Here is a 21,456-nt window from a genome sequence, read left to right as displayed (position 1 = left end):
GGGGTTTTTTCGTGCCTGACCCTACCGAGAGCCTAGCTGAACCAGGGCTCCGGCTCATTGGCATAGGCCGCTTCCAGCCACGCCGGATAACGATCACTGCGCGCCCAGACCTGAAAGTGCAGGCGCGAGAGCATGACCGGGTCATCCAGCAGCAGCAGCCGATCCTGGTTGGCCAGGTTTTCCGGGCCACCGACCAGCGCATGACGGATCTGCGTCTGACGACTGGACTCGATCGCCTCCGAGCGGCCGTGACGGGCCACCCCCATGGCGCAGGCCAGCGCATTGTCGATGGGATTGACCACACTCTCGATGAAGGTGGGCGCCGGCGGACGCCGCTGACCGATACGCACGTTGCGAGCGGTCGAGCGCAGCTCGCGTGGCGTCCGGGACTCCTCGGGAATCAGGAACATGCGTCCACGCCGAGCGCTCAGACCAAGCCCCACCTTGCTGGTCATCACGGAAACAGGAATCGACAGCATCAGCGCCCCCACGATCGGCCACAGCCAGAGCAGAAACAGCGGATCCAGCCAGAGCACGAACAGCGTCCAAGCAATGCCCAGCAGGGTCTGACCACCATGGCGACGTGCCGCTTCCCGCCACGGGGTATCACTGCTCTCGCGATCGGGCGATTTCCATTTCACCTCGATGCCCAGCAGCGCCATCAGCACGAAGCGGGTATGAAACAGCATGCGAACCGGCGCCAGCAGCATCGACACCAGCGACTCGATCACCATCGACAGAACGACCCGCACACTGCCGCCGAAGTCACGTGCCCCCTTGATGCAGATCAGCAGCACGCTGAGGATCTTGGGCAGAAACAGCAGGGTCATGGTGGTCGAGAACAGCGCCACCGCCCGGCCCGGATGCCACTCCGGCCAGCTCGGGAAGAGCTGCATGGGTTCGGTGAAGTACTGCGGGGTGGTCAGACTGTGCAGGGCCAGCAGCGTGGTCGACAGCGCCAGGAACATGAACCACAGCGGCGCCGACAGATAGGACATCACCCCGGTCAGAAACACCGCCCGGTGCACAGGATGCATGCCTCGCACCAGAAACAGCCGGAAGTTCATGATGTTGCCATGACACCAGCGCCGATCACGCTGCAGTTCGTCCAGCAGGTTGGGCGGCATCTCCTCGTAACTGCCGGGCAGATCGTAGGCGATCCAGACGCCCCAGCCCGCGCGACGCATCAGCGCCGCCTCGACGAAATCGTGCGACAGGATCTCGCCGGACAGCGAGCCCTTGCCGGGCAGCGGTGCCAGCGAACAGTAGTACATGAAGGGCTCGACGCGAATGATCGCGTTATGCCCCCAGTAGTGGGACTCACCCAGCTGCCAGAAGTGCAGCCCGGCGGTGAACAGCGGCCCGTAGACACGCGTGGCGAACTGCTGCATGCGCGCGTAAAGGTTGGTGCCGCCAGCTGCCATCGGCGCCGACTGGATGATACCGGCGTCCGGGTTGGCCTCCATCAGCTGGACCAGCCGCTTGAGGCAGTTGCCGCTCATCACGCTATCGGCATCGAGCACCACCATGTAGCGGTACCTGGCACCAAAACGACGGCAGAAATCATCGATGTTGCCGCTCTTGCGCTTCACCCGCCGCTGACGACGCCGGTAGAAGATCCGACCGAAGCCTTCCACCTCGCGGCACAGACGCAGCCAGGCGTGATTCTCCTCGACCGCCAGATCGGGATCATAGGTATCGCTGAGCACATGGAATTCGAAGCGATCGCCGTAACCGGTACGCTGTACCGATTCATAGGTAGCCTTGAGACCGGCAAAGACGCGATTGACGTCCTCGTTGCAGATCGGCATCACGATAGCGGTGCGGGCCTCGTCATCGATCGGCTCGTCGCCGGCGGCAGAAGCCGAAATACTGTAGCGGTCGCGCCCCTTGAGGAGCTGAAAGAAGCCCATCAGGGCGGTCCAGAAACCGGACGACACCCAGCAGAACAGCAGGGCAAACAGCACCAGCTCGACCATCTCCAGCGGCCGCGAGCCCTGGTAGGGCAACACCGTACTCATGTACCAGGCCGCCATGGCACTCTGGGCCAGGGTCAACACGACCAGCGTCCAGCGCCGTATCGACCCCACCATCTGCCAGCGGGCCTGCTCCGGCGCCTCGGGCGCGGCCCGCTTGCGCTGACGGCGCTGACGGGTCCCCCGCCACAGCTGGAAGCCCTTGGCGACCCGCTTGAACGGACTGGTTGTCCAGGGCTGGGGGGCCAGCGGCGTACGCTTGATCGCCGGCATGGTCTTCAGACAGACGCGTCCGGCACGATCGCTGGTCAGTACTTCGGGCGGCGCCAGCGGCTGGGAACCATAGGCCAGTTCCAGTCGACGCAATACCGAAACACTGGCCGGGTCATCCTGGACAACACGGCCGTTCCCGAGTTCGGCATGCATCTGTTCGAGCGAGAGATCCTGCTCGGCCATGCCGAGCAGCTCACGTCTGTCACTCAGGCTGCGGGTACCGAGCGCGAGGCGCTCGAGATAGGTCCGCGCCGGGCTGCGGTAGGAGTCCTGATCAACCATTGGCAGGCAGTGTATAGCTCCATGTTTCGGTCAGCGGCTGGTCCTGACCATTGCGTAACAGCGCCTTGATATCGACCGGTTTGGCACCGTCCTTCGCCTTGACGCTCAGCCTGAGCCGATAGCCGCCCATGGCAGGATTGGGTTCGACACTCGAACGCACCAGGTTGCCATTGTCACCCAGCGAGATGTCCGCCTTGACACCATCGTCACTGTCGAGCGACTTCATCTCGGGGCCGACGAAGTCGAGCACGAACATGGTGCTGTCATCGGTCTTGCGTACCAGATTGCCCTGACGCACTTCCCCCTGCGAACGGCGTGCCTGAGCGACCCAGCCGAGGTCGGAGGTATGGTAACGCGCCTCGTTTTTGGTCCAGTTGATGCGATAATCGAATTCGAGCCCCTGATCGGTAGGCAGATCACCGGTCGGCCGCCAATAGGAAACGATGTTGTCGTTGGTCTCGTTGGGGGTCGGGATCTCAACCAGCTCCACCTGCCCCTTGCCCCAGCTGCCCTGTGGCTCGATCCACGCACTGAGGCGCAGATCATAGCGATCCTGCAGATCCTGGTAGGCACCGAACTCGTGATTGCGCTGCATCAGTCCGAAACCGCGCGGATTGTCGGCCGGATAGGTCGAAACCATCAGCTTCTTCGGATTCATTAGCGTATGCCACAGCCAGTCCCCCTGGGCGGCATTCACCAGCAGGCCATTGGAGTCGTGGATGGCGGGACGGAAATTGAGATCATCGCTGGGCTGGGACGGACCGAACAGGTACATGCTGGTCAGCGGTGCGATCCCCAGCTTGGTCACCTGACGCCGCAGGAACAGCTTCGACTTGACGTCGACGATGCTGTCCTGCCCCGGACGCAGCACGAACCGATAGGCGCCCGTGGCACTCGGCGAATCCAGCAGCGCATAGATGGTCAGATACTTGTCGCCCTTGTCGGGCTTGACCACCCAGAAGTTCTTGAAGCGCGGAAATTCCTCGCCGGACGAAAGTGCCGTATCAATGGCCAGTCCGCGTGCGGATACCCCATAACGCTGGTTCGCACCGACAACCCGGAAGTAGCTGGCACCGAGAAACGCCATGACTTCCTGCTTGTTCTCGGACTGCAGCGCATAATTGACCCGGAAACCGGCATAGCCCAGATCATCCGGCAGGCTCGAGGGATCGATGCCCGAATCGCTGAAGTCGAACTGTTGCGGTTCATATTGCAGCTTGCTGACATCATCACCGACTACCTGATTGACGGTCACCGGCAGGTTGTAGTGCATGCCCTCGTGAAAGAAGCTCAGGTCAAAGGGCAGGTTGTCGCCTCGCCAGAGCGAGTACTGCGGCTTGAACTGGATCTGGGAGTATTTCTGGTACTCGAGGTTGCTCAGGGAATCCGGCAGGTTGCTCTGGGGGGCGTTGTATCCCTGATCCGCCAGTGACCTGGCCTGGTCAGCAACATCGTCAAAGCCGAAAGCGAAGACGCTCTGGGCCGAAATCAGTGTCATGAAGCCGAATGCCAGCGCTGCGTAGCGTCGAAATGGCGAACCATCCCTGCGAACAAGTGTCGGGGTGGAAGTTACGGTCACGGGCAGGTTCCTCATTAACATCCTTGAAGCGGCCATTTCAGGTCGGCAAAGATTCTCAGAATTTCATCGATTGAACAAGTCGGGCCCGCATCCAGCAGCTTTGCAACATCATCCTGCTGCTGCCGCAGCCGGCCCGCTACTCATCCACGGGTCATTGGACATCGTTACCATATTCCCCGATCCCGTCGGCATCATGGGGCCTTCCGCCAGCATTCATGGCGACAGGGCCATCTTTCGCCGGCTGCAGCACGATGGCGTCAGCCGGGCGCGAAGTGATCCGGAAATTGACGTTTTGCAACACGAAAGGAATCAATTGTCACTCGTCGGACGCATCACTGCGCAGTTGCCGGGCACCTGCCCGCGGCCTGCTGGCCCGGTCACGGGCTCCTCTGCATAGCATAGCGCCTGACAGCCCGAACGCTTCGCCATCAAAGCCTGACCGGCATGATCTTCAGGCAGGGATGCGCTCCGGCTTCTATCATGAAGCGTTCCGACCGATACAACGATCACGTACGAGAGCCATCTGGTGAGCCTTCCGGCAGGCAGCCGATCAGGTCGCCATGGTACAGGGAGAGAGCATGGCAGAAGAGGAAAATCGCCACGCCGGAGAGGATTTCGAGGCGGGTACGGATAACAATGGCACCGAGTCGTCCGATACAGGTCCCGCCCCACCCAGAAACCCGGAATCGAACGATCCGGAGAAGAATCGTGAGGTCGAGAAGGAAGCCGCCCGCGAGCTGCCCTCCCAGGCGGCCGCGGTCCATCAGCGCCTGAGAATCGATGGACAGAAGGAGCTGTCGCGCGACTCCATGGCGCTGCTGTGGTCCGCCATTGCCGCAGGCATCTCGATGAGCTTCTCGATGGTGGCGCGCGGTCTGCTGCACGCCCATCTGCCGGCCACGGACGTGGGCTTTCTGATCGAGTGCCTGGGCTATACGGTCGGTTTCGTGGTGGTCATCCTGGCGCGCCAGCAGCTGTTTACCGAAAATACCGTAACCGCCGTGCTGCCGGTCATGAGCCATCCCACCCTGAACAGCTGCTGGCACCTTGCCCGACTCTGGGGCGTCGTGCTGGTGGGCAATATTGTCGGCGCCGCAGTGGCCGCCTTTACCTTTCAGCGCATGCCGATGTTCGATGCCACCACCCAGGCCGCCTTTGTCACGATCGGCCAGCACATGATGGCCAATACGCCCGGCGAGATGTTCGGCAAGGGCATCCTGGCCGGCTGGATGATCGCCACCCTGGTCTGGGTCATCCCCTCGGCCGACCAGGCCAAGCTGTGGGTCATTACCCTGATCACCTACGTGATGGCCCTGGGCGGATTCACTCACATCATCGTGGGCTCCAGCGAAGCACTCTATCTGGCCCTGAGCGGGCATGCCGGCTGGAGCGAGGTCGTGTTTCACTTTGCCCTGCCCACGCTGGCCGGCAACATCATCGGGGGCACCTTCATCTTTGCCCTGATCAGTCATGCCCAGATCAGAGGCGATCTGGAGGCCCAGCGCGAACGCAAGCAGGGCCTGATCCAGCGTCGCCATCCCATCCGCGCAGGCCTGAAAAAGAGCGAACAGGCCGCGCGCCATAACCCCCGCAGCAATGACACCACGCATCGCTCACGCTAGATGCTGCCAGGCGGCCGGCACCCCGGCCGCCATGTCAGCCGGCATCAGCATGAAGTCCTCGAAATCGAAGCCCGGCGCTACCGTGCAGCCGCACAGCGTATAGTCGCCGGTGCTTTCGGCCCCCTGCCACTGTCCTCCGGCGACCACCGCAAAGTAGTCCTCACAGCCGGAGCCGAGCGTGATGGCTTCGAACCGCTCTCCGTCTCCCCGCACGAGTCGCAGCGATGCGCCCTCGTAGACATGCCAAAGCTCATCATGTACTACCCGATGGAAGCGACTGCTTTCTCCACCAGGCAGCAGAAAGTAGATATGAGTGGCGCAGGCCCGGTCGATCCCGTGTACCGGTGACACCACGCTCGTGTCAGCACAGTAGACCTGCGCAAAATGCCCACCCTCCGGATGCGGCTGCAGATCATGGCGTTCGATCAGCTGTGCCATGCGATCCATGTTCGTCTTCTCCCGATTCACGTGATGCGTCCGACCACACGCTTGCTGTTATGCTGTCACTGTTCCATGCAAGCACCGGATGTCCAATGCCCTGTCTGTCACTTCGATCTTCCGCTACTTTCGCCGCCCCGGCCCTGGTGACGCTCGCCCTGCTGGGCGGCTGCGCCGGTCAGCCGTCGACTCCCTCCCACGACGGCTCGTTCTATCGCAGCGAACGCCCGGCCATCACGCTCGATTACGCCAGCGAGCTGGTCCGCGTCGGCCACACCGGCGGCCACTTCGGCCCCCATGGCTGGCACAGCTTTGCCGCGCCCGACAGCCCCGGTCAGCGGCTGATCACCCTGCAGCTGCCGGATTCCAGCGATGTCAGCCGGGCCCAGTGGCGACTCGGCATCAGCCGTGACAGCATGGCGGTGTATCAGTGTCTCGCGCCACCGGAAAGCGCCTCGTCCGAGGGCACCGGCATCGCCCGCCTGGCGGGTCATCGCTTCGTGACCTTCGAAACCAGCGAAGCCGACATGAACCACTATCGCCACGTTCACGGCTATCGCAGCGTGATCGATGGCACCTGCTACGCCATCGACCTGGTGGTCGAGGGGGTCAATGGCACCGTCTACGATCCGCCCCGCCAGCCCCCCTTCAGCCGCGACCGGGCTTTCGAACGGCTGCAGCAGATCAACGGTGACCTGCAGCTCGACGAGCGCTGAATGCCTCCATCCGCCAGTCATCGGGAAGTCGTCATGAAATACATCGGAGCGCACGTCAGCGCTGCCGGCGGAGCCGACCGCGCCGTGGCGCGGGCCAGCGAAATCGGAGCCACGGCCTTCGCCCTGTTTACCAAGAACCAGCGCCAGTGGCGCGGCAAACCGCTGACCGACGAGGCTATCACGGCCTTTCGCAATGCCATGGCCAGCCATGGCTACACCCCGGCCCAGGTGCTCCCTCACGACAGCTACCTGATCAATCTCGGCCATCCCGACGCCGAGGGGCTGGCGAAGTCACGCGCCGCCTTTCTGGATGAGATGCAGCGCTGCGAGCAGCTCGGACTGACCCTGCTGAACTTCCACCCCGGCAGTCATCTGCGTCGGATCAGCGAGCGCGACTGTCTGAAACTCATCGCCGAATCGGTCAATGACGCCCTCTCCCGCACCCGGGGCGTTACCGCGGTAATCGAGAACACGGCCGGTCAGGGCAGCAATCTAGGCTATCGCTTCGAGCAGCTGGCCGAGATCATCGAACAGGTCGAGGACCGGAGCCGGGTGGGCGTCTGCATCGACACCTGTCACGCCTTCGCTGCCGGCTACGATCTGCGTACGCCCGAAGCCACCCGGGCCACCCTGGACGAGTTCGAACGGACCGTCGGCTTCGAATATCTGCGCGGCATGCATCTCAATGATGCCAAAAGCACCCTGGGCAGCCGACTCGATCGCCACCACAGGCTGGGTCAGGGCCACATCGGCAGCGATGGCTTCGCTACCCTCATGCAGGATGAGCGCCTGGGCAACATCCCCATGATTCTGGAAACCATCGAGCCCGCCCTCTGGCCCCGGGAAATTGCCTGGCTCAGGTCGCAGGCCGGGCTATCCTCAACAGTGAGTACCTCATGAGCACGGACGGCTTTTTCAACTGGATCGGCGAAACCCTGGGGGCTGCCATCCGCGCCATCGTCGAAGCGCTCTCGGGTGTCTTTGGCGACATCTTCGCTGCCTTCGACAGCTTCCTGCAGGGGCTGACGACCTCGCTGGGCATCAGCCCCTCGATCTTCAGCATCGTGGTGCTGATCATCGGCCTGCTGCTGCTGTTCAACGGCATCCGTGCCTTCATGAGGCGCTCGATCGTCGGTGGTGTGGTATTGACCCTGCTGGGCCTGATCGTGCTGAGCTGGCTGATTCAGTAGCGTGCAGCCCGGGCGATGGCAATCACTTGCATTGCTAACGAATGTCTTCCAGGGTCAGGGAGACGGTCGCCGCTCCGACTGCAATCGGCCGGCATGAGGCGGCCGGAGACACCATCAAGGTCCGTTACGTGATCAGGGAGAAATCATGAAAGCACTGACATGGCATGGTACTCATGATGTACGAGTGGATAACGTTCCCGACCCCGAGCTCCAGGATCCCCGGGATGCCATCATCCGGGTGACCGCTACCGCCATCTGCGGTTCCGATCTGCATCTCTACAACGGCCTCATGGCCGGCATGCAGTCCGGTGATGTACTCGGTCACGAGTTCATGGGTGAGGTGGTCGACACCGGCTCGGCGGTCAGCAATCTGAACAAGGGCGATCGCGTGGTGGTCCCCTTCACCATTGCCTGCGGCGACTGCTTCTTCTGCAATCATCGGCTGTACTCGCTGTGCGACAACAGCAACCCCAATGCCGAGGATGCCGCCGCCGTCATGGGACATTCGCCCTCGGCCCTGTTCGGCTACTCTCATCTGCTCGGCGGCATTCCCGGCGGTCAGGCCGAATATGTGCGTGTGCCCTATGCCGATGTCGGGCCGCTGAAGGTCGAGTCGGATTTCAGCGACGAACAGCTGCTGTTCCTGTCCGACATCTATCCCACCGGCTACATGGCCGCGGACAACGCCGATATCTCGCCCGGCGATACCGTGGCGGTCTGGGGATGCGGTCCGGTCGGCCAGTTCTCCATCCGCAGTGCCTGGATGCTGGGAGCCGCCCGGGTCATCGCCATCGACCGGATTCCCGAGCGCCTGAAGATGGCCGACGAGAAGTCCGGCACCGAAGTGATCAACTTCGAGCAGGAGGACGTACATGAGAGGCTTCTGGAGATGACCCGAGGCTATGGGCCGGACTGCTGCATCGATGCCGTGGGCGCCGAGGCACACGGCCAGGGTGATCCCGAGGCAGAGCGCCGTTCTCCGGATTCCGGCGAACCCAATCATCCGCTGGCACTCAACGAGATGATCATGAGCTGCCGCAAGGGGGGGCATCTGTCACTGTCGGGCGTATACACCGACAAGGTCGATGGCTTTGCCATTCACGCGCTGATGAACAAGTCGCTGGCGGTCAAGAGCGGCCAGACCCACATGCACGCCTACATGCCGGCTCTGTTGCGCACCATCGAGCAGGATCTGATCGACCCCTCGTACATCATCACCCACCGCCACAGGCTGAGCGAGGCGGCCGAAGCCTACGCGGACTTCAATGCCAAACAGGATGGCTGCATCAAGGTGGTCATGACCCCCTGATCATCAACGACGATCTACAGGTATAAAACAGGCAAACCCCGCCGGCTTCTGCCGGCGGGGTTTGTTATTGCATTCTCCATGCCGAGCGGATTACTCCGCCATGGCGCTCAGGCTATCGCTGGCCCCGGCCATTTCGCGAGCCAGATTGAGCCCGGAGATCACCGCCTTGAGCGAAGCGCTTACCGTATCGCTGTCCTCGGCCACGGCGCTGACGCGCTGACCATCGACATTGAGCTGGACGAAGGCGATGGCATCGGCATCGCTGTCACCGCCGAGCGAGTGCTCGTTGTAATCGAGAATGCCCACCTGCTGACCGGTGTGCTGCTGCCAGGCATTCATGAACGCCGACATGGCGCCATTGCCCTTGCCCTCGAGCTCGAGGCGCTCACCATCATTCTGCAAAGTAATCGTCAGCCCCTCCTCGCTGGCGCGGGAGAGCCGATAGTCCACCAGCGACAGCGGCGCCTCGCGCATGAAGGTGGCAAACAGCAGCCGGCGGATCGATTCGCTGGAGAGCTCGCCGGAGAGGCGTTCGCTCTCCTGCTGAACCAGCGGTGCCAGCGCCAGCATCATCCAGCGCGGCAGACTGATGCCGTAGTCGCGTTCGAGCAGGAAGGTCATGCCGCCCTTGCCGGACTGGCTGTTGACGCGGATCACGGCCTGGTAGTCACGCCCGATGTCGCGCGGATCGATCGGCAGATAGGCTACCTGCCAGGGTTCATCATCGCCCTGTTTGCGCAGCGACTTGCGGATCGCATCCTGATGGCTGCCGGAGAAGGCAGTATACACCATCTCGCCCACCCAGGGATGGCGCGGATGCATGGGGATGCCGGTGCATTCGGTCACCACCTGAATGATCTCGTCCGGCCGGGAGAGATCAAGCCCCGGGTCGATGCCCTGGCTGTAGAGATTCATCGCCAGGGTCACGATATCCATGTTGCCGGTACGCTCACCGTTGCCCAGCAGTGTGCCCTCGACACGCTCGGCCCCCGCCAGCAGCGCCAGTTCGGCTGCAGCCACGGCCCCGCCGCGATCATTATGAGTGTGTACCGAGATGATCACGCTGTCACGCCGGCTGATGTTCTGGCAGAAGTACTCGATCTGGTCGGCGTGATGGTGCGGACCGGCCATCTCCACCGTATTGGGCAGATTGAGAATGCATCTGCTGTCGGGCGTGGGCTGCCAGACATCCATGACGGCCTCGCAGATCGCCAGCGAGAAGTCGATTTCGGTGGTGGAGAAGCTCTCCGGCGAATACTGGAAGCGCCAGTCGACCTGCGGATAGCGGCTGGCGTGCTCCCTGACACGGCGTGCGCCATTGACGGCGATATCGATGATGCCCTGGCGATCCATCTCGAATACCCGCTCGCGCTGGGTGGTCGAGGTGGAATTGTAGAGGTGAATGATCGCGCGACTGATCCCGACCAGCGACTCGAAGGTCTTCTCGATCAGATGTTCGCGACACGGCACCAGCACCGAGATGGTGACCCCCTCGGGAATCTGGTCCTCCTCGATCAGCCAGCGCACGAAGTCATAGTCGGGCTGGCTGGCCGAAGGGAAGCCGACCACGACCTCCTCGATCCCGACCCGCACGATCTGTTTCCAGAGGCGCTTTTTCTGTTCGACACTCATCGGCTCCAGTAGCGCCTGATTGCCGTCTCGCAAATCTTCACTGACCCAGGTCGGCGCCGACTCGAGGTCGCGATCGGGCCATTGCCGGTCAAAGGCAGGTACCCGGGCAACCGGGCGATACTTGCGATGGTCGAAGCTGGTCATGACGATCCCCGAACGATAATGGAGGCAATGAATTCGCGGCAGCGCGCCTTGTGAGCGATGCCGCCTGTGTTACCACTCTAGCGTGGATCGCGACGCAGGTGATTGCCAATTTACTACAAATCTCGCCATTAAAGGCAACAATATGCCAATGTCAAGATCTTGATGACTACCGGATTGCGCAAAATGACAGAAAAGGAAACACCCGTTGCTCTGGACCGGCTGGACCGGCGCATCCTCGAGGAGCTGCAGCGCGACGGCCGACTCAGCAACCAGGCCCTGGCCGAACGCGTCGGTCTCTCGCCCTCGCCCTGCCTGCGCCGGGTGCGAACGCTCGAACAGGCCAACGTGATTACCGGCTACCGGGCGCTGGTCGACGCCCGCCGGCTGGGCTATCGCCTGATGGCACTGCTGCACATCTCGATGGATCGTCACACGCCGGAGCGGTTCGCCAATTTCGAAGCGCAGGTTGCTGCCCTGCCCGAGGTTCAGGAGTGCCTGATGACCACCGGTCAGGAAGTCGATTACCAGCTCAAGATTACCGTCGAGGACATGGACGACTACCAGCGCCTGCTGCTGGAACACATCACTCCGATCGAAGGCGTTTCGGGGGTGCACTCCAACTTCGTGCTGCGTCAGGTGTTCGGTGATCGCGGCGCACCGGTCAGCCAGCTCCATCAGTCACCTGTGCCCGGCCCCGGGCAGCGCGGCTGAGCGCGCATTTCGCACTTCTCCTGCCAACCCACCGTCATGGTGGGCCTTTTTGTTTGAAGCATCGGGCCGGCGTGACTAGTTTGAGGGAACCCGGAGTTTTCAAAGACGACACATAACGTTCGATGGTGGGCGCACACTCTCTGTCCCCGCCTTCCTGTAACCGTGACCGCAAGTCCGCGCCAATAATAGATCAGCGGACAATGAGCTGGAGAGACAATCAGCATGGACAAGGCAGCGAACTGCACGATCACCCTCGACGGCAGGTCCCTGACCGGGCCTGCGGACCAGCCGCTGGTCGACTTCCTCGAGGCCCACGAGATCAATCTTCCCCATGTCTGCTATCACCAGGCCCTGGGGCCGCTGGAAACCTGCGATACCTGCTGGGTACGCATTGATGGTGAACTCAGACGAGGCTGTGCCCTGCGCACCTACGAGGGCATGAACCTGTCGATGGACGATGAGCAAGCCGGCGCAGCCCGTGAAGAGGGCATGGATCGGCTGCTGGGCAAGCACGAACTCTACTGTTCGGTATGCGAGCACAACACCGGCGACTGTACCCTGCACAACACCGTGGCGGACATGAACATCCCCGTTCAGCGCTACGAATTCACCCGCAAGCCCTACGACAAGGACGAATCCAGTCCCTTCTACACCTACGATCCGGATCAGTGCATCCTTTGTGGTCGCTGTGTCGAAGCGTGTCAGAATGTCGAGGTCAATGAGACGCTCTCCATCGACTACTCGATGGAGCATCCCCGGGTACTCTGGGATGGCGGCGAGCAGATCGACGAGTCCAGCTGTGTACACTGTGGTCACTGCGTCACCGTCTGCCCCTGCAATGCGCTGCTCGAGCGCACCATGGAGAACGATGCCGGCCCGCTGACCTCGATGTCACCGGACCTCAAGCGGCCGATGATCGACATGCTCAAGAAGGTCGAACAGACCATTGGTGCCCCCCCCATCACCGGTATCTCGATGATGGACATGGCCTGGCGGCAGCCCGAGATCAAACGCACCAAGACGGTCTGCACCTACTGCGGCGTGGGCTGCTCGTTCGAAATGTGGACCCGTGACCGTCAACTGCTCAAGGTGCAGCCGGTCAACGAGGCCCCGGCCAACGGCATTTCGACCTGCATCAAGGGCAAGTTCGGCTGGGACTTCATCAACAGCGAAAATCGCCTCACCACGCCGCTGATTCGTGAAAACGGACGTTTTCGCGAAGCCAGCTGGGAGGAGGCCCTCGATCTGGTCGCCCATCGGCTGCTGGAAATCCGTGATCGTCACGGCTCGGACAGTCTGGGCTTCATCGGCTCCAGCAAGGCCAGCAACGAGGAAGCCTATCTGACCCAGAAGATCGCCCGGCTGATCATCGGCACCAACAGCGTCGACAACTCCTCGCGCTACTGTCAGAACCCGGCTACCCAGGGGCTGTTTCGCACCGTGGGTTACGGCGGAGATGCCGGCACCATCGAGGATATCCAGAAGGCCTCGCTGATTGTCATCGTGGGCAGCAATACGGCCGAGTGCCATCCGGTCATCGCCTCGAAGATCAAGGCCGCCCACAAGCAGCACGGCCAGAAGCTGCTGGTGGCCGATCCACGCGAACACGAGATGGCCGAACGTGCCGATCTTTATCTGCGCAACAAGCCCAGCACCGATCTGATCTGGGCCTCGGCGCTGGCTCGCTACATGTTCGACAACGATCTTGCCGACTGGGAATTCCTCGACAATCGGGTCAACAACGTCGAGGAATTCCGCCGCTCGCTGGAGCCCTTCACGCTCGAGTTCGCCGCCGAGAAGACCGGGCTAAGCCGCGACGAGCTGGTCGAGGCCGCCGAGATGATCGGTCGTGCCGAGAGTGTCTGTCTGCTGTGGGCAATGGGGATCACCCAGCACAGTCACGGTGCCGACACCAGCACCGCGCTTTCCAATCTGCTGCTGGTCACCGGCAACTATGGCAAGCCCGGCAGCGGTGGCTACCCCATGCGCGGCCACAACAACGTGCAGGGGGCCAGTGACTTCGGCTGTCTGGCCAACGTTTATCCCGGGTACGAGTCGGTCACCGATGATGCCATCCGCGAGAAATGGGCGCGCGCCTGGGGCGTCGACAAGGAGCGCCTCTCCAACCACGTTGGTTCGGACAACTTCCGGATGGTGCAGGATGCCGCCGAGCAGAAGATCCGGGCGATGTACATTATCGGCGAGGAAACGGGTCTTTCCGATGCCGACCTGGGCAATGTCCACGACGGCTTTACCAAGCTGGATTTCATGGTGGTGCAGGATATCTTCTTCAGCCGCACCGCCGAATTTGCCGATGTCGTACTACCGGCCTGTCCGAGCACTGAAAAGGATGGCTCCTTCGTCAATACCGAGCGCCGCATCCAGCGCTTTTACGAAGTCATGCCGCCGCTGGGCGACAGTCGCCCCGACTGGCGCATTCTCACCGAGCTGGCAGCGCGCATGGGTCACGACTGGGGCTATACCCATCCTTCACAGATCATGGCCGAGTGCGCCGGGATCGCGAAAATCTTCGCCGGGGTCAGCTATGAGCGCCTTGAAGGCTGGCAGTCACTGGTCTGGCCGGTCGCCGAGGACGGCACCGACTCGCCGCTGCTCTATACCGAGTCGTTCCATTTCGATGATGGCCGGGCCCAGCTCTACCCACAGGAGTGGCACGAGCCAGCCGAAGCGGCCGATGAAGAGTACGATCTCGAGCTCAACAACGGCCGAGTTCTGGAGCATTTTCAGTCCGCCAATCAGACCGGTCAGGGGCCGCGCATCAACTCCCAGATCCCGAACTGGTTCGTCGAGGTCGGCTCGGATCTGGCCGCCGAGCGGGGGATCGAGGATGGCAGCTGGGTGCGTATCACCTCCCGGCGCGACTCGATCGAACTTCAGGCGATCGTCACCGATCGGGTACGGGGTAACGAGCTCTTTATCCCTATTCACCACTCCAAGCCAGGGATCAATTTCCTGACCGGAGAGCATCATGATCCGGACGTCAATACGCCGGCCTACAAGGAGGTCGCCGTGCGCATGGAGAAACTGCCTCGCGAGAAGGGTGAGTCTCCGCTGCCGTACAACAACTTCCGCTACGGCCATCGCACACCCAACAATGGCCCCGAAGCGCCGATCAAATGGGCGCGCGCAGACTATGTAGCACCCCCCGCTCATATCGAACATCCGGAGACAAAATAATGGCCGAACCCATTGAACATCAGGTGACGCCGCCCAAAATCGGGCCCGACGCCCACGAGGAGCTGGAAAAGCTGCTGCAGACCCTGCACGAGCACGGGGTACTGCGTTTTGCCAACGACATCGTGGGTGCCAATCAGAGTGTGGCCAAAGTGCTGGTCGACGGTCTCAACAAGGAAGGCTCACTCAATGCCATGCAGAACCTCTCGGCGCTGATGATGGCACTGTCGACCATCCCGCCGGAGCGTTTCTACAAGGTAGTCTTCTCGCTGCGCGATGCCATGAACGCCGCCGGCGAGCAGCGCGAGAAAACCGATGACGATGAAGCACCGGGCTTTACCGGTGCCTATCGACTGCTGCACGATGATGAGCTGTGGCAGGCCATCACGCCCCTGCTCGAGGCGCTCAAGGCGTTCGGGCGCGGCATGGATCGCGAGGTCGACAAGCCCATTACCGACTTCACCGGCAAGCCCAGCAGTGCCTGAACCGACCGGGCGCAGACTCTTCCCGGAGCTGCGCCCGGTCATCCGCGGGAAAGGGAGTCCCTGCGTCGTTACAAGGAGGGCAGAGCCATGTTCGGGCTGGAAGCACCTGATCTGGCGCGGTTGCAATTCGCTGCCACGGTCATGTACCACATCATCTTTCTGGCGCTGAGCATTGGCATTGCCACCTATCTCGTCCTTGCTGAAGCGCTGTGGATGAAGACGGGTAATCCGGTCTATCTGGGCATCTATCGCTTCTGGACACCTCACTTCGCTGTCAACTATGGCGTCGGCGTGGTGTCAGGGGTAATCATGGCCTTTGAATTCGGCACCAACTGGAGCGTGTTTTCCGCCCGCGCCGGCGGCATCAGCGGCGTACTGCTGGCCTATGAAGTGCTGACGGCCTTTTTCCTGGAAGCCGCCTTCTTCGGCATCATGGTTCTGGGAGAGGGCCGAGTCAGTCGTCGGGTGCACTTCTTCTCCACCTGCATGGTGGCCCTGGGGGCCTATCTCTCCACCTTCTGGATCCTGTCTTCCAACAGCTGGATGCAGACCCCAGCCGGCTACGCCATCGAGGGCGGTCAGTTCGTCGCCGCCAACTGGTGGCATGTCATCTTCAATCCCTCCCAACCCTATCGCATTGTGCACATGTCGCTGGCAGCCCTGATCGTCTCCGGCTTTGCCATCGCCAGCGTGGCTGCCTGGCATCTGCTGCGCGACCAACGCGATGCCGTGGCCCGGCGCATGTTCTCGCTGGCCCTGTGGCTGGTTACCGTGACCGTGCCTTTGCAGATCGTGGCGGGCGACCTGCACGGCCTCAATACTCTCGAACATCAGCCCGCCAAACTGGCTGCCATGGAAGGGCACTGGCAAAACGACCCCGAACGTTCAGGGATGCCCATGGTAGTGCTCGCCTGGCCCGACATGGAGAGCGCCAGTAATCGCTTCGCGCTGGAAATTCCGCATCTCAGCAGCCTCTATCTGACCCACTCACTGAACGGGCAGGTGCAGGGACTCAAGCACTGGCCCCGTGACGAATGGCCCAATGTACCGCTGGTGTTCTGGGCATTTCGCATCATGGTCTATCTGGGGTTCGCCATGCTGGCACTGGTGGCCATGTCGCTGTGGTTGCGTCATCGGCGACGGCTATTCGAGACCCGCTGGTACCTGAAATTGATGGTCGCAGCCATGCCCATCGGCGCAGTCGCCATGGAAGCCGGCTGGATTACCACCGAGGCTGGCCGCCAGCCGTGGATGATTTACGGCATGCTGCGCACCGCTGAAGGCGTGGCACCCTATGCAGCTCATACCCTGGTAGCCAGTCTGCTGGGCCTGACTGCCGTTTATACGCTGGTCTTTCTGCTGGGAGCGGTCTTCTTCTTCAAACTGATCAGACGTGCTCCTGCCAGCGCGCTGCCGGCAGAGTTCCATTCGCCTCGCGTGCGCTCCGACCGCCGGCAGCGCATCTGATCCATCACGGGAGAACTGCCCATGGGTAGCGAACTCTATCCGATCCTGTGGTTTCTGCTCATTGGTCTCGCCCTGATGATCTACATCGTGCTGGATGGTTTCACCCTGGGCCTGGCGCTGCTGTTTCCCTTCATCCGAGCCGAACATCACCGCAGTATCATCATCAATACTGCCAAACCCTTCTGGGATGGTAACCAGACCTGGCTGGTGCTGGCGGCCGCAGGAGTCTATGGCGCCTTTCCGCTGGCCTACGCCACTATCCTGCCGGCCCTGTATCTGCCGCTGATTCTGATGCTGCTGTGCCTGTTCTGCCGCGGCATCACCTTCGAATTTCGCGGTAAGGCCGAACATACCCGCTATCACTTTGACCGTCTCTTTCAGGGCAGTGTGCTGATCGCTATCCTCGCCCAGGGCATGATGCTAGGCGCACTGATCCGCGGTATCCCGATACAAAACGGCCATTTTGCCGGCAATGCGCTGAGCTGGTTCTCCTGGTTTGGTGTATTTGTGGGGGTGGCTCTAATGATCGGCAATGCCCTGCTGGGGGCAGCCTGGCTGGTAATGAAAACCGAGGGGAAACTGCAGGCACACGGCTACCGGCTGATCCGCCCCCTGACCCTGCTACTGCTGGTGGCGATGGTCGGCGTTGGTATCTGGACACCACTGATCAATTCACACATCGCCGAACGCTGGTTCCGGCTGCCCGATCTGCTGTGGCTCTGGCCGACCCCGCTGCTGATTCTGCTGTTGACCCGGTCCATCCTGAAAAGCACGCGCCAGCAGCGCGAAAAATGGCTTTTCCCACAGGTAGCCGTCATGTTCCTGATTGGGCTGTTCGGCCTTACCCTGAGTCTCTATCCCTGGATCGTGCCCCACTCCCTGACCATCTGGCAGGCGGCCTCGCATCGCTCGAGTCAGGAATTTCTGCTGATCGGCTATCTGATACTGATTCCGGTGATACTGATCTATACCCTGTTCAGCTATCGGGTCTTTCGCGGCAAGGTTCGCGAAGACGAATGATCACCACCTTCGACAGAAGCTCGCTTGTTGGCGCGCATCCACTCTACCGGACAGGAGAAGAAACATGCTGACCCATCATGGCTTGAAACACTGGCTCACCCTCCTGCTGACCCTGCTGGCTGTCTGCTGGCTGCCCCCGGCGGCTGCAGCCCAGTCACCGGACGGCAGCGACGCCAGTACCCGACAATTTCAGGACTGGGAGGTACGCTGCCCGAACACGGAGGGCGCCGCCAATCGCTGTACCATGACCCAACTGATCGACAACCCCGAGAACGATCAGCCGCTGATGCGTGTGGTGGTCGCCCATCCGCCTCAGGTAGATGGCCCGGTCATGGTCTTTCTGCTGCCGCTGGGCGTGCGTCTGGCGCCCGGTCTGCAGCTGAGTGTGGACGGCAGTCAGGGCACACCCTTCCCCTATCAGGTCTGTCTGGATCGCGGCTGCCGGGCCGATCTGCCGCTTGAGCCCGAGCTGCTGCAGCAGTTGCGCGGTGGCAGCACGGCCACACTCAGCATGGTCGGCCCGAATGGCCAGCAGCGGGATCTGGACATATCGCTGATGGGTTTCACCGCGGCCAGCCGGGCCATCGCGCCCTGAGACCGGCCTCCCCGCCCCATACGCTGCCCCGGGGTGACGAACGCCCCGGGGGCGGCGTGTTACCGGCCGGGGGTGGCAGCCTGCACGCCCCGGGCCGAACCCCGGCGGACCGGCTTACTCCGCCAGCGCCTTTTCCACCACTTCGTAGAGATTGCGCGACAGCGGTTCCCGGCGAATGCGCTCGAGCTCGGCGCGCATCAGCTGCTGGCGCTGCTCGTCGAAGCGCCGGAAGCGAGTCAGCGGCGTCACCATGCGCGCGGCGATTTCCGGATTGAGCCGATTGAGTTCGATCACTACATCGGCCAGCAGTCGGTAGCCCTCGCCATCGAGACGATGGAAGTTGACCCGGTTGCTGTTGACGAAGGTGCCGATCAGGGCACGCACCCGGTTGGGATTCTTCAGTGAAAACGCCTGGTGTTCCATCAGAAACTTCAGGCGTTCCATCACATCCTGCTGCGGGCGGGTCACCTGGGTGGCAAACCACTGATCCATCACCAGAGGATCGTGCGCCCAGCGCTCGCCGAAGGCCCGAACCGCGGGGTCACCCAGGTCACTGGCATCGGAGTGTGCCAGCAGGGTCAGGGCGGCGCGTGCATCGGTCATGTTGTGATCGGCTTCGAACTGCGCCTGAGCCAGCATCAGCGGCTCGCGTTCGCCGGTGGCCACCAGGTAGCTCAGCGCCACGTTCTTCAGGCTGCGGGCCGCTACCTGCTCGGGTGTCGGGGCATAGGGCACATCGAGCTGATTGGCATGATAGACGCGCTCGAAATCGGCGTAGAGCCTGTCTGCCAGCTGGCCGATGGCCGCCTCGCGCGCGGCATGGATGGCATCCACATCCACCACCGACTGCTGCTCGGCGATCCACGCCTCGGTAGGCAGTCGCAGCATCTCGGCCAGCACCGAGCGATCATCGGCAGGTGCATTGAGCAGGCCGTGCCAGACTTCGATCAGCCGCTCATCGAGTTTCACGGCATCACCGGCGCGCCATGCGGCCATCATGTCCTCGAGCGCCGCCAGCGCCAGCCGCTGCCCGGCATCCCAGCGGTTGAAGCCATCCTCGTCGAAGCGCATCAGCAGCGCCAGCTCATCCCGCGACCAGGCGTGCTCGAGCCGAACCGGCGCCGAAAAGCCGCGCAGCAGCGAGGGCACCGGCGCAGCATCGAGCTGCTCGAAGGTCCAGCTCTGGCACTCCTGCTGCAGTGCCAGCACGGTATCCGTACCGCGGGACTCGCCATTCACCACCAGCTCGAGGGCCTCACCGTCCGGGCCGAGCAGCCCCATGCGAATCGGAATATGCAGCGGCGGCTTCTCCGGCTGCCCGGGGGTGGCCGGGGTATGCTGCTCGATGGTCAGATGATACTGACGGGTCTGTCCATCATATTCGCCCTGCACACTCAGTTGCGGGGTGCCGGCCTGGCTGTACCAGCGCATGAACTGATCGAGCTCGAGCCCCGATACCTCCGCCATGGTGGCGACGAAATCCTCGACCCGCACCGCCTGGCCATCGAAGCGTTCGAAATAGCGATCGCTGCCACGCCGAAAGGTCTCCGGACCGACCAGATTGCGCAGCATCCGCACCACTTCCGCGCCCTTCTCGTAGACGGTCAAGGTGTAGAAATTGGAAATCTCGATGAAGTGATCGGGACGCACCGGATGGGCCGTGGGGCCGGCATCCTCGGCGAACTGGGCGGTACGCAGCATGGCCACGTTCTGAATGCGGGAGACCGCGGCGGACTGGGTATCCTCGGTATAGCTCTGATCGCGGAAGACGGTAAAGCCCTCCTTGAGCGCGAGCTGGAACCAGTCACGGCAGGTCACCCGATTGCCCGACCAGTTGTGGAAGTACTCGTGCGCAACAATGGAGTCGATGCGCTGGAAAGCCGCATCGGTCGTGGTCGCCGGGTTGGCGAGCACGGCGGCGCTGTTGAAGATGTTCAGCCCCTTGTTCTCCATCGCCCCCATGTTGAAGTCATCCACCGCCACGATCATGAAGCGGTCGAGATCGTATTCGCGGCCGTAGGCCTGCTCATCCCAGCGCATGGCGCGCTTGAGCGACTCCATCGCCCACTCGGTCTTGTCGGTATTGCGCGCCTCGACCCAGAGCTGCAGGGTGACCTCGCGTCCGCTCATGGTGGTAAAGCGGTCTTCGAGCTTCTCCAGCTCGCCGGCCACCAGCGCAAACAGATAGGACGGCTTGGGATGGGGATCCTGCCAGGTCACGAAGTGCCGACCGCCCGGCAGTTCGCCCCACTCCACCGGATTGCCGTTGGAGAGCATCACGGGGAGCTGATCGCGATCGCCGATGAGGGTGGTCTCGAAGGTCGCCATCACATCCGGGCGATCCGGATACCAGGTAATCCGCCGAAAGCCCTCGGGCTCGCACTGGGTGCAGAACATCGAACCCGAGACGTAGAGCCCCTCCAGTGCGGTATTGGCCGAGGGATTGATCTCCACCTCGGTATCCAGCACGAAGCGCTCGGGGGGGCGAAGGATCGTCAGCCGCTCATCCTCGATACGGTATTCGTTATCATTCAGCGCCTGGCCGTCCACGGCCACGGCCAGCGTGGTCAGCTGTTCGCCGTTGAGCACCAGCGGCTCGCCATGACCGTAATTCTCGTGTCGTTCCAGATGCAGTCGCGCCCGCACGCGCGTGGCATGAGGCTCGAGCTCGAAGGTCAGCTCGGTACGCGTGACCCGGTAGGCCGGTGGCTGGTAATCGCTGAGATAAATCGCCTGAGGCTCGGACATGGGGACTCCATGGAGTGAAGAAAAAAGCTCCCGCGATGGTGTCACCGATGCCGATATCACGCCAGGCCTGCACC

The 21,456-nt window shown here is 62.2% G+C and carries 16 protein-coding genes; 11 read left to right on the top strand and 5 right to left on the bottom strand.

The window, feature by feature from the left end; genetic code table 11:
• Positions 1-32 precede the first annotated feature (32 nt).
• Both mdoH and C7446_RS12910 read right to left on the bottom strand, forming a co-directional pair.
• The gene (mdoH, locus tag C7446_RS12915; RefSeq protein ID WP_121173527.1) at positions 33-2,531 is read right to left on the bottom strand and encodes a glucans biosynthesis glucosyltransferase MdoH; all 2,499 of its coding nucleotides are present in this window, start codon (positions 2,529-2,531) and stop codon (positions 33-35) included.
• A complete protein-coding gene (locus C7446_RS12910; RefSeq protein WP_245977845.1) occupies positions 2,524-4,110 on the bottom strand; it encodes a glucan biosynthesis protein G in 1,587 nt (528 codons plus the stop codon). Before C7446_RS12910 ends, mdoH begins: the two co-directional genes overlap by 8 nt.
• A gap of 578 nt (positions 4,111-4,688) precedes the next feature.
• Between C7446_RS12910 and C7446_RS12905 the strand changes: the two genes are divergently transcribed.
• Complete coding sequence (locus C7446_RS12905) at positions 4,689-5,732, top strand: formate/nitrite transporter family protein (RefSeq protein WP_121173525.1); 1,044 nt, start codon at positions 4,689-4,691, stop codon at positions 5,730-5,732.
• Here the strand turns inward: C7446_RS12905 and C7446_RS12900 are convergent.
• Entirely contained in the window at positions 5,724-6,179 is a 456-nt protein-coding gene (locus C7446_RS12900) for a cupin domain-containing protein (RefSeq protein ID WP_121173524.1), read from the bottom strand. The genes C7446_RS12905 and C7446_RS12900 overlap by 9 nt on opposite strands.
• A gap of 86 nt (positions 6,180-6,265) precedes the next feature.
• Here C7446_RS12900 and C7446_RS12895 point away from each other — a divergent pair, with 86 nt between their 5' ends.
• The 4 genes from C7446_RS12895 to C7446_RS12880 all read left to right on the top strand — a co-directional run bounded on the left by C7446_RS12895 (position 6,266) and on the right by C7446_RS12880 (position 9,385).
• A complete protein-coding gene (locus tag C7446_RS12895) occupies positions 6,266-6,886 on the top strand; it encodes a hypothetical protein (RefSeq protein WP_121173523.1) in 621 nt (206 codons plus the stop codon).
• 33 nt (positions 6,887-6,919) lie between these two features.
• Entirely contained in the window at positions 6,920-7,786 is an 867-nt protein-coding gene (gene nfo, locus C7446_RS12890) for a deoxyribonuclease IV (protein WP_121173522.1), read from the top strand.
• Positions 7,783-8,076, top strand: coding sequence for a hypothetical protein (locus C7446_RS12885; protein WP_121173521.1), 294 nt, complete (start codon positions 7,783-7,785; stop codon positions 8,074-8,076). Before nfo ends, C7446_RS12885 begins: the two co-directional genes overlap by 4 nt.
• A gap of 145 nt (positions 8,077-8,221) precedes the next feature.
• A complete protein-coding gene (locus tag C7446_RS12880) occupies positions 8,222-9,385 on the top strand; it encodes a zinc-dependent alcohol dehydrogenase (RefSeq protein ID WP_121173520.1) in 1,164 nt (387 codons plus the stop codon).
• Positions 9,386-9,475: 90 nt separating this feature from the next.
• Here the strand turns inward: C7446_RS12880 and C7446_RS12875 are convergent, their stop codons facing one another.
• Complete coding sequence (locus C7446_RS12875) at positions 9,476-11,161, bottom strand: 2-isopropylmalate synthase (RefSeq protein ID WP_121173519.1); 1,686 nt, start codon at positions 11,159-11,161, stop codon at positions 9,476-9,478.
• A gap of 183 nt (positions 11,162-11,344) precedes the next feature.
• Here C7446_RS12875 and C7446_RS12870 point away from each other — a divergent pair, with 183 nt between their 5' ends.
• The 6 genes from C7446_RS12870 (at position 11,345) to C7446_RS12845 (ending at position 18,634) form a co-directional block, all read left to right on the top strand.
• Positions 11,345-11,872 carry an Lrp/AsnC family transcriptional regulator gene (locus C7446_RS12870; RefSeq protein WP_121173518.1) on the top strand — a complete coding sequence of 176 codons (528 nt, stop codon included), beginning with the start codon at positions 11,345-11,347 and terminating at the stop codon, positions 11,870-11,872.
• A 222-nt stretch (positions 11,873-12,094) separates the two neighbouring features.
• Positions 12,095-15,070 carry a formate dehydrogenase subunit alpha gene (gene fdhF / locus C7446_RS12865; protein WP_121173517.1) on the top strand — a complete coding sequence of 992 codons (2,976 nt, stop codon included), beginning with the start codon at positions 12,095-12,097 and terminating at the stop codon, positions 15,068-15,070.
• Positions 15,070-15,552: a helical membrane plugin domain-containing protein gene (locus C7446_RS12860; RefSeq protein ID WP_121173516.1), complete on the top strand. Its 483-nt coding sequence runs from the start codon at positions 15,070-15,072 to the stop codon at positions 15,550-15,552. Before fdhF ends, C7446_RS12860 begins: the two co-directional genes overlap by 1 nt.
• 87 nt (positions 15,553-15,639) lie before the next feature.
• On the top strand, positions 15,640-17,019 hold the full coding sequence (locus C7446_RS12855) for a cytochrome ubiquinol oxidase subunit I (protein ID WP_121173515.1): 1,380 nt from the start codon (positions 15,640-15,642) through the stop codon (positions 17,017-17,019).
• Positions 17,020-17,040: 21 nt separating this feature from the next.
• Entirely contained in the window at positions 17,041-18,039 is a 999-nt protein-coding gene (gene cydB / locus C7446_RS12850; RefSeq protein WP_121173514.1) for a cytochrome d ubiquinol oxidase subunit II, read from the top strand.
• A 64-nt stretch (positions 18,040-18,103) separates the two neighbouring features.
• Positions 18,104-18,634 (top strand): invasion associated locus B family protein, encoded by a 531-nt coding sequence (locus tag C7446_RS12845; protein WP_121173513.1) that lies wholly within the window; start codon positions 18,104-18,106, stop codon positions 18,632-18,634.
• 114 nt (positions 18,635-18,748) lie between these two features.
• On the opposite strand, the gene pepN is transcribed toward C7446_RS12845, so the two are convergent.
• Positions 18,749-21,382: an aminopeptidase N gene (gene pepN, locus C7446_RS12840; RefSeq protein WP_121173512.1), complete on the bottom strand. Its 2,634-nt coding sequence runs from the start codon at positions 21,380-21,382 to the stop codon at positions 18,749-18,751.
• Positions 21,383-21,456 lie beyond the last annotated feature (74 nt).

The organism is Kushneria sinocarnis, from assembly GCF_003633775.1.
In the GTDB taxonomy this organism is placed as follows: domain Bacteria; phylum Pseudomonadota; class Gammaproteobacteria; order Pseudomonadales; family Halomonadaceae; genus Kushneria; species Kushneria sinocarnis.
Note: the sequence above shows the minus strand (reverse complement) of the source record. Positions and strands in the feature narration are given on the sequence as shown.

Bases quoted from the DNA above. Each gene is read 5' to 3' on its own strand.
- C7446_RS12855 (WP_121173515.1), top strand. From the start codon at position 15,640: ATGTTCGGGCTGGAAGCACCTGATCTGGCGCGGTTGCAATTCGCTGCC.
- C7446_RS12900 (WP_121173524.1), bottom strand. From the start codon at position 6,179: ATGGATCGCATGGCACAGCTGATCGAACGCCATGATCTGCAGCCGCAT.
- C7446_RS12885 (WP_121173521.1), top strand. From the start codon at position 7,783: ATGAGCACGGACGGCTTTTTCAACTGGATCGGCGAAACCCTGGGGGCT.
- C7446_RS12905 (WP_121173525.1), top strand. From the start codon at position 4,689: ATGGCAGAAGAGGAAAATCGCCACGCCGGAGAGGATTTCGAGGCGGGT.
- C7446_RS12895 (WP_121173523.1), top strand. From the start codon at position 6,266: ATGCCCTGTCTGTCACTTCGATCTTCCGCTACTTTCGCCGCCCCGGCC.
- C7446_RS12870 (WP_121173518.1), top strand. From the start codon at position 11,345: ATGACAGAAAAGGAAACACCCGTTGCTCTGGACCGGCTGGACCGGCGC.
- nfo (WP_121173522.1), top strand. From the start codon at position 6,920: ATGAAATACATCGGAGCGCACGTCAGCGCTGCCGGCGGAGCCGACCGC.
- C7446_RS12875 (WP_121173519.1), bottom strand. From the start codon at position 11,161: ATGACCAGCTTCGACCATCGCAAGTATCGCCCGGTTGCCCGGGTACCT.
- pepN (WP_121173512.1), bottom strand. From the start codon at position 21,382: ATGTCCGAGCCTCAGGCGATTTATCTCAGCGATTACCAGCCACCGGCC.
- C7446_RS12845 (WP_121173513.1), top strand. From the start codon at position 18,104: ATGCTGACCCATCATGGCTTGAAACACTGGCTCACCCTCCTGCTGACC.
- C7446_RS12880 (WP_121173520.1), top strand. From the start codon at position 8,222: ATGAAAGCACTGACATGGCATGGTACTCATGATGTACGAGTGGATAAC.
- fdhF (WP_121173517.1), top strand. From the start codon at position 12,095: ATGGACAAGGCAGCGAACTGCACGATCACCCTCGACGGCAGGTCCCTG.
- mdoH (WP_121173527.1), bottom strand. From the start codon at position 2,531: ATGGTTGATCAGGACTCCTACCGCAGCCCGGCGCGGACCTATCTCGAG.
- cydB (WP_121173514.1), top strand. From the start codon at position 17,041: ATGGGTAGCGAACTCTATCCGATCCTGTGGTTTCTGCTCATTGGTCTC.
- C7446_RS12860 (WP_121173516.1), top strand. From the start codon at position 15,070: ATGGCCGAACCCATTGAACATCAGGTGACGCCGCCCAAAATCGGGCCC.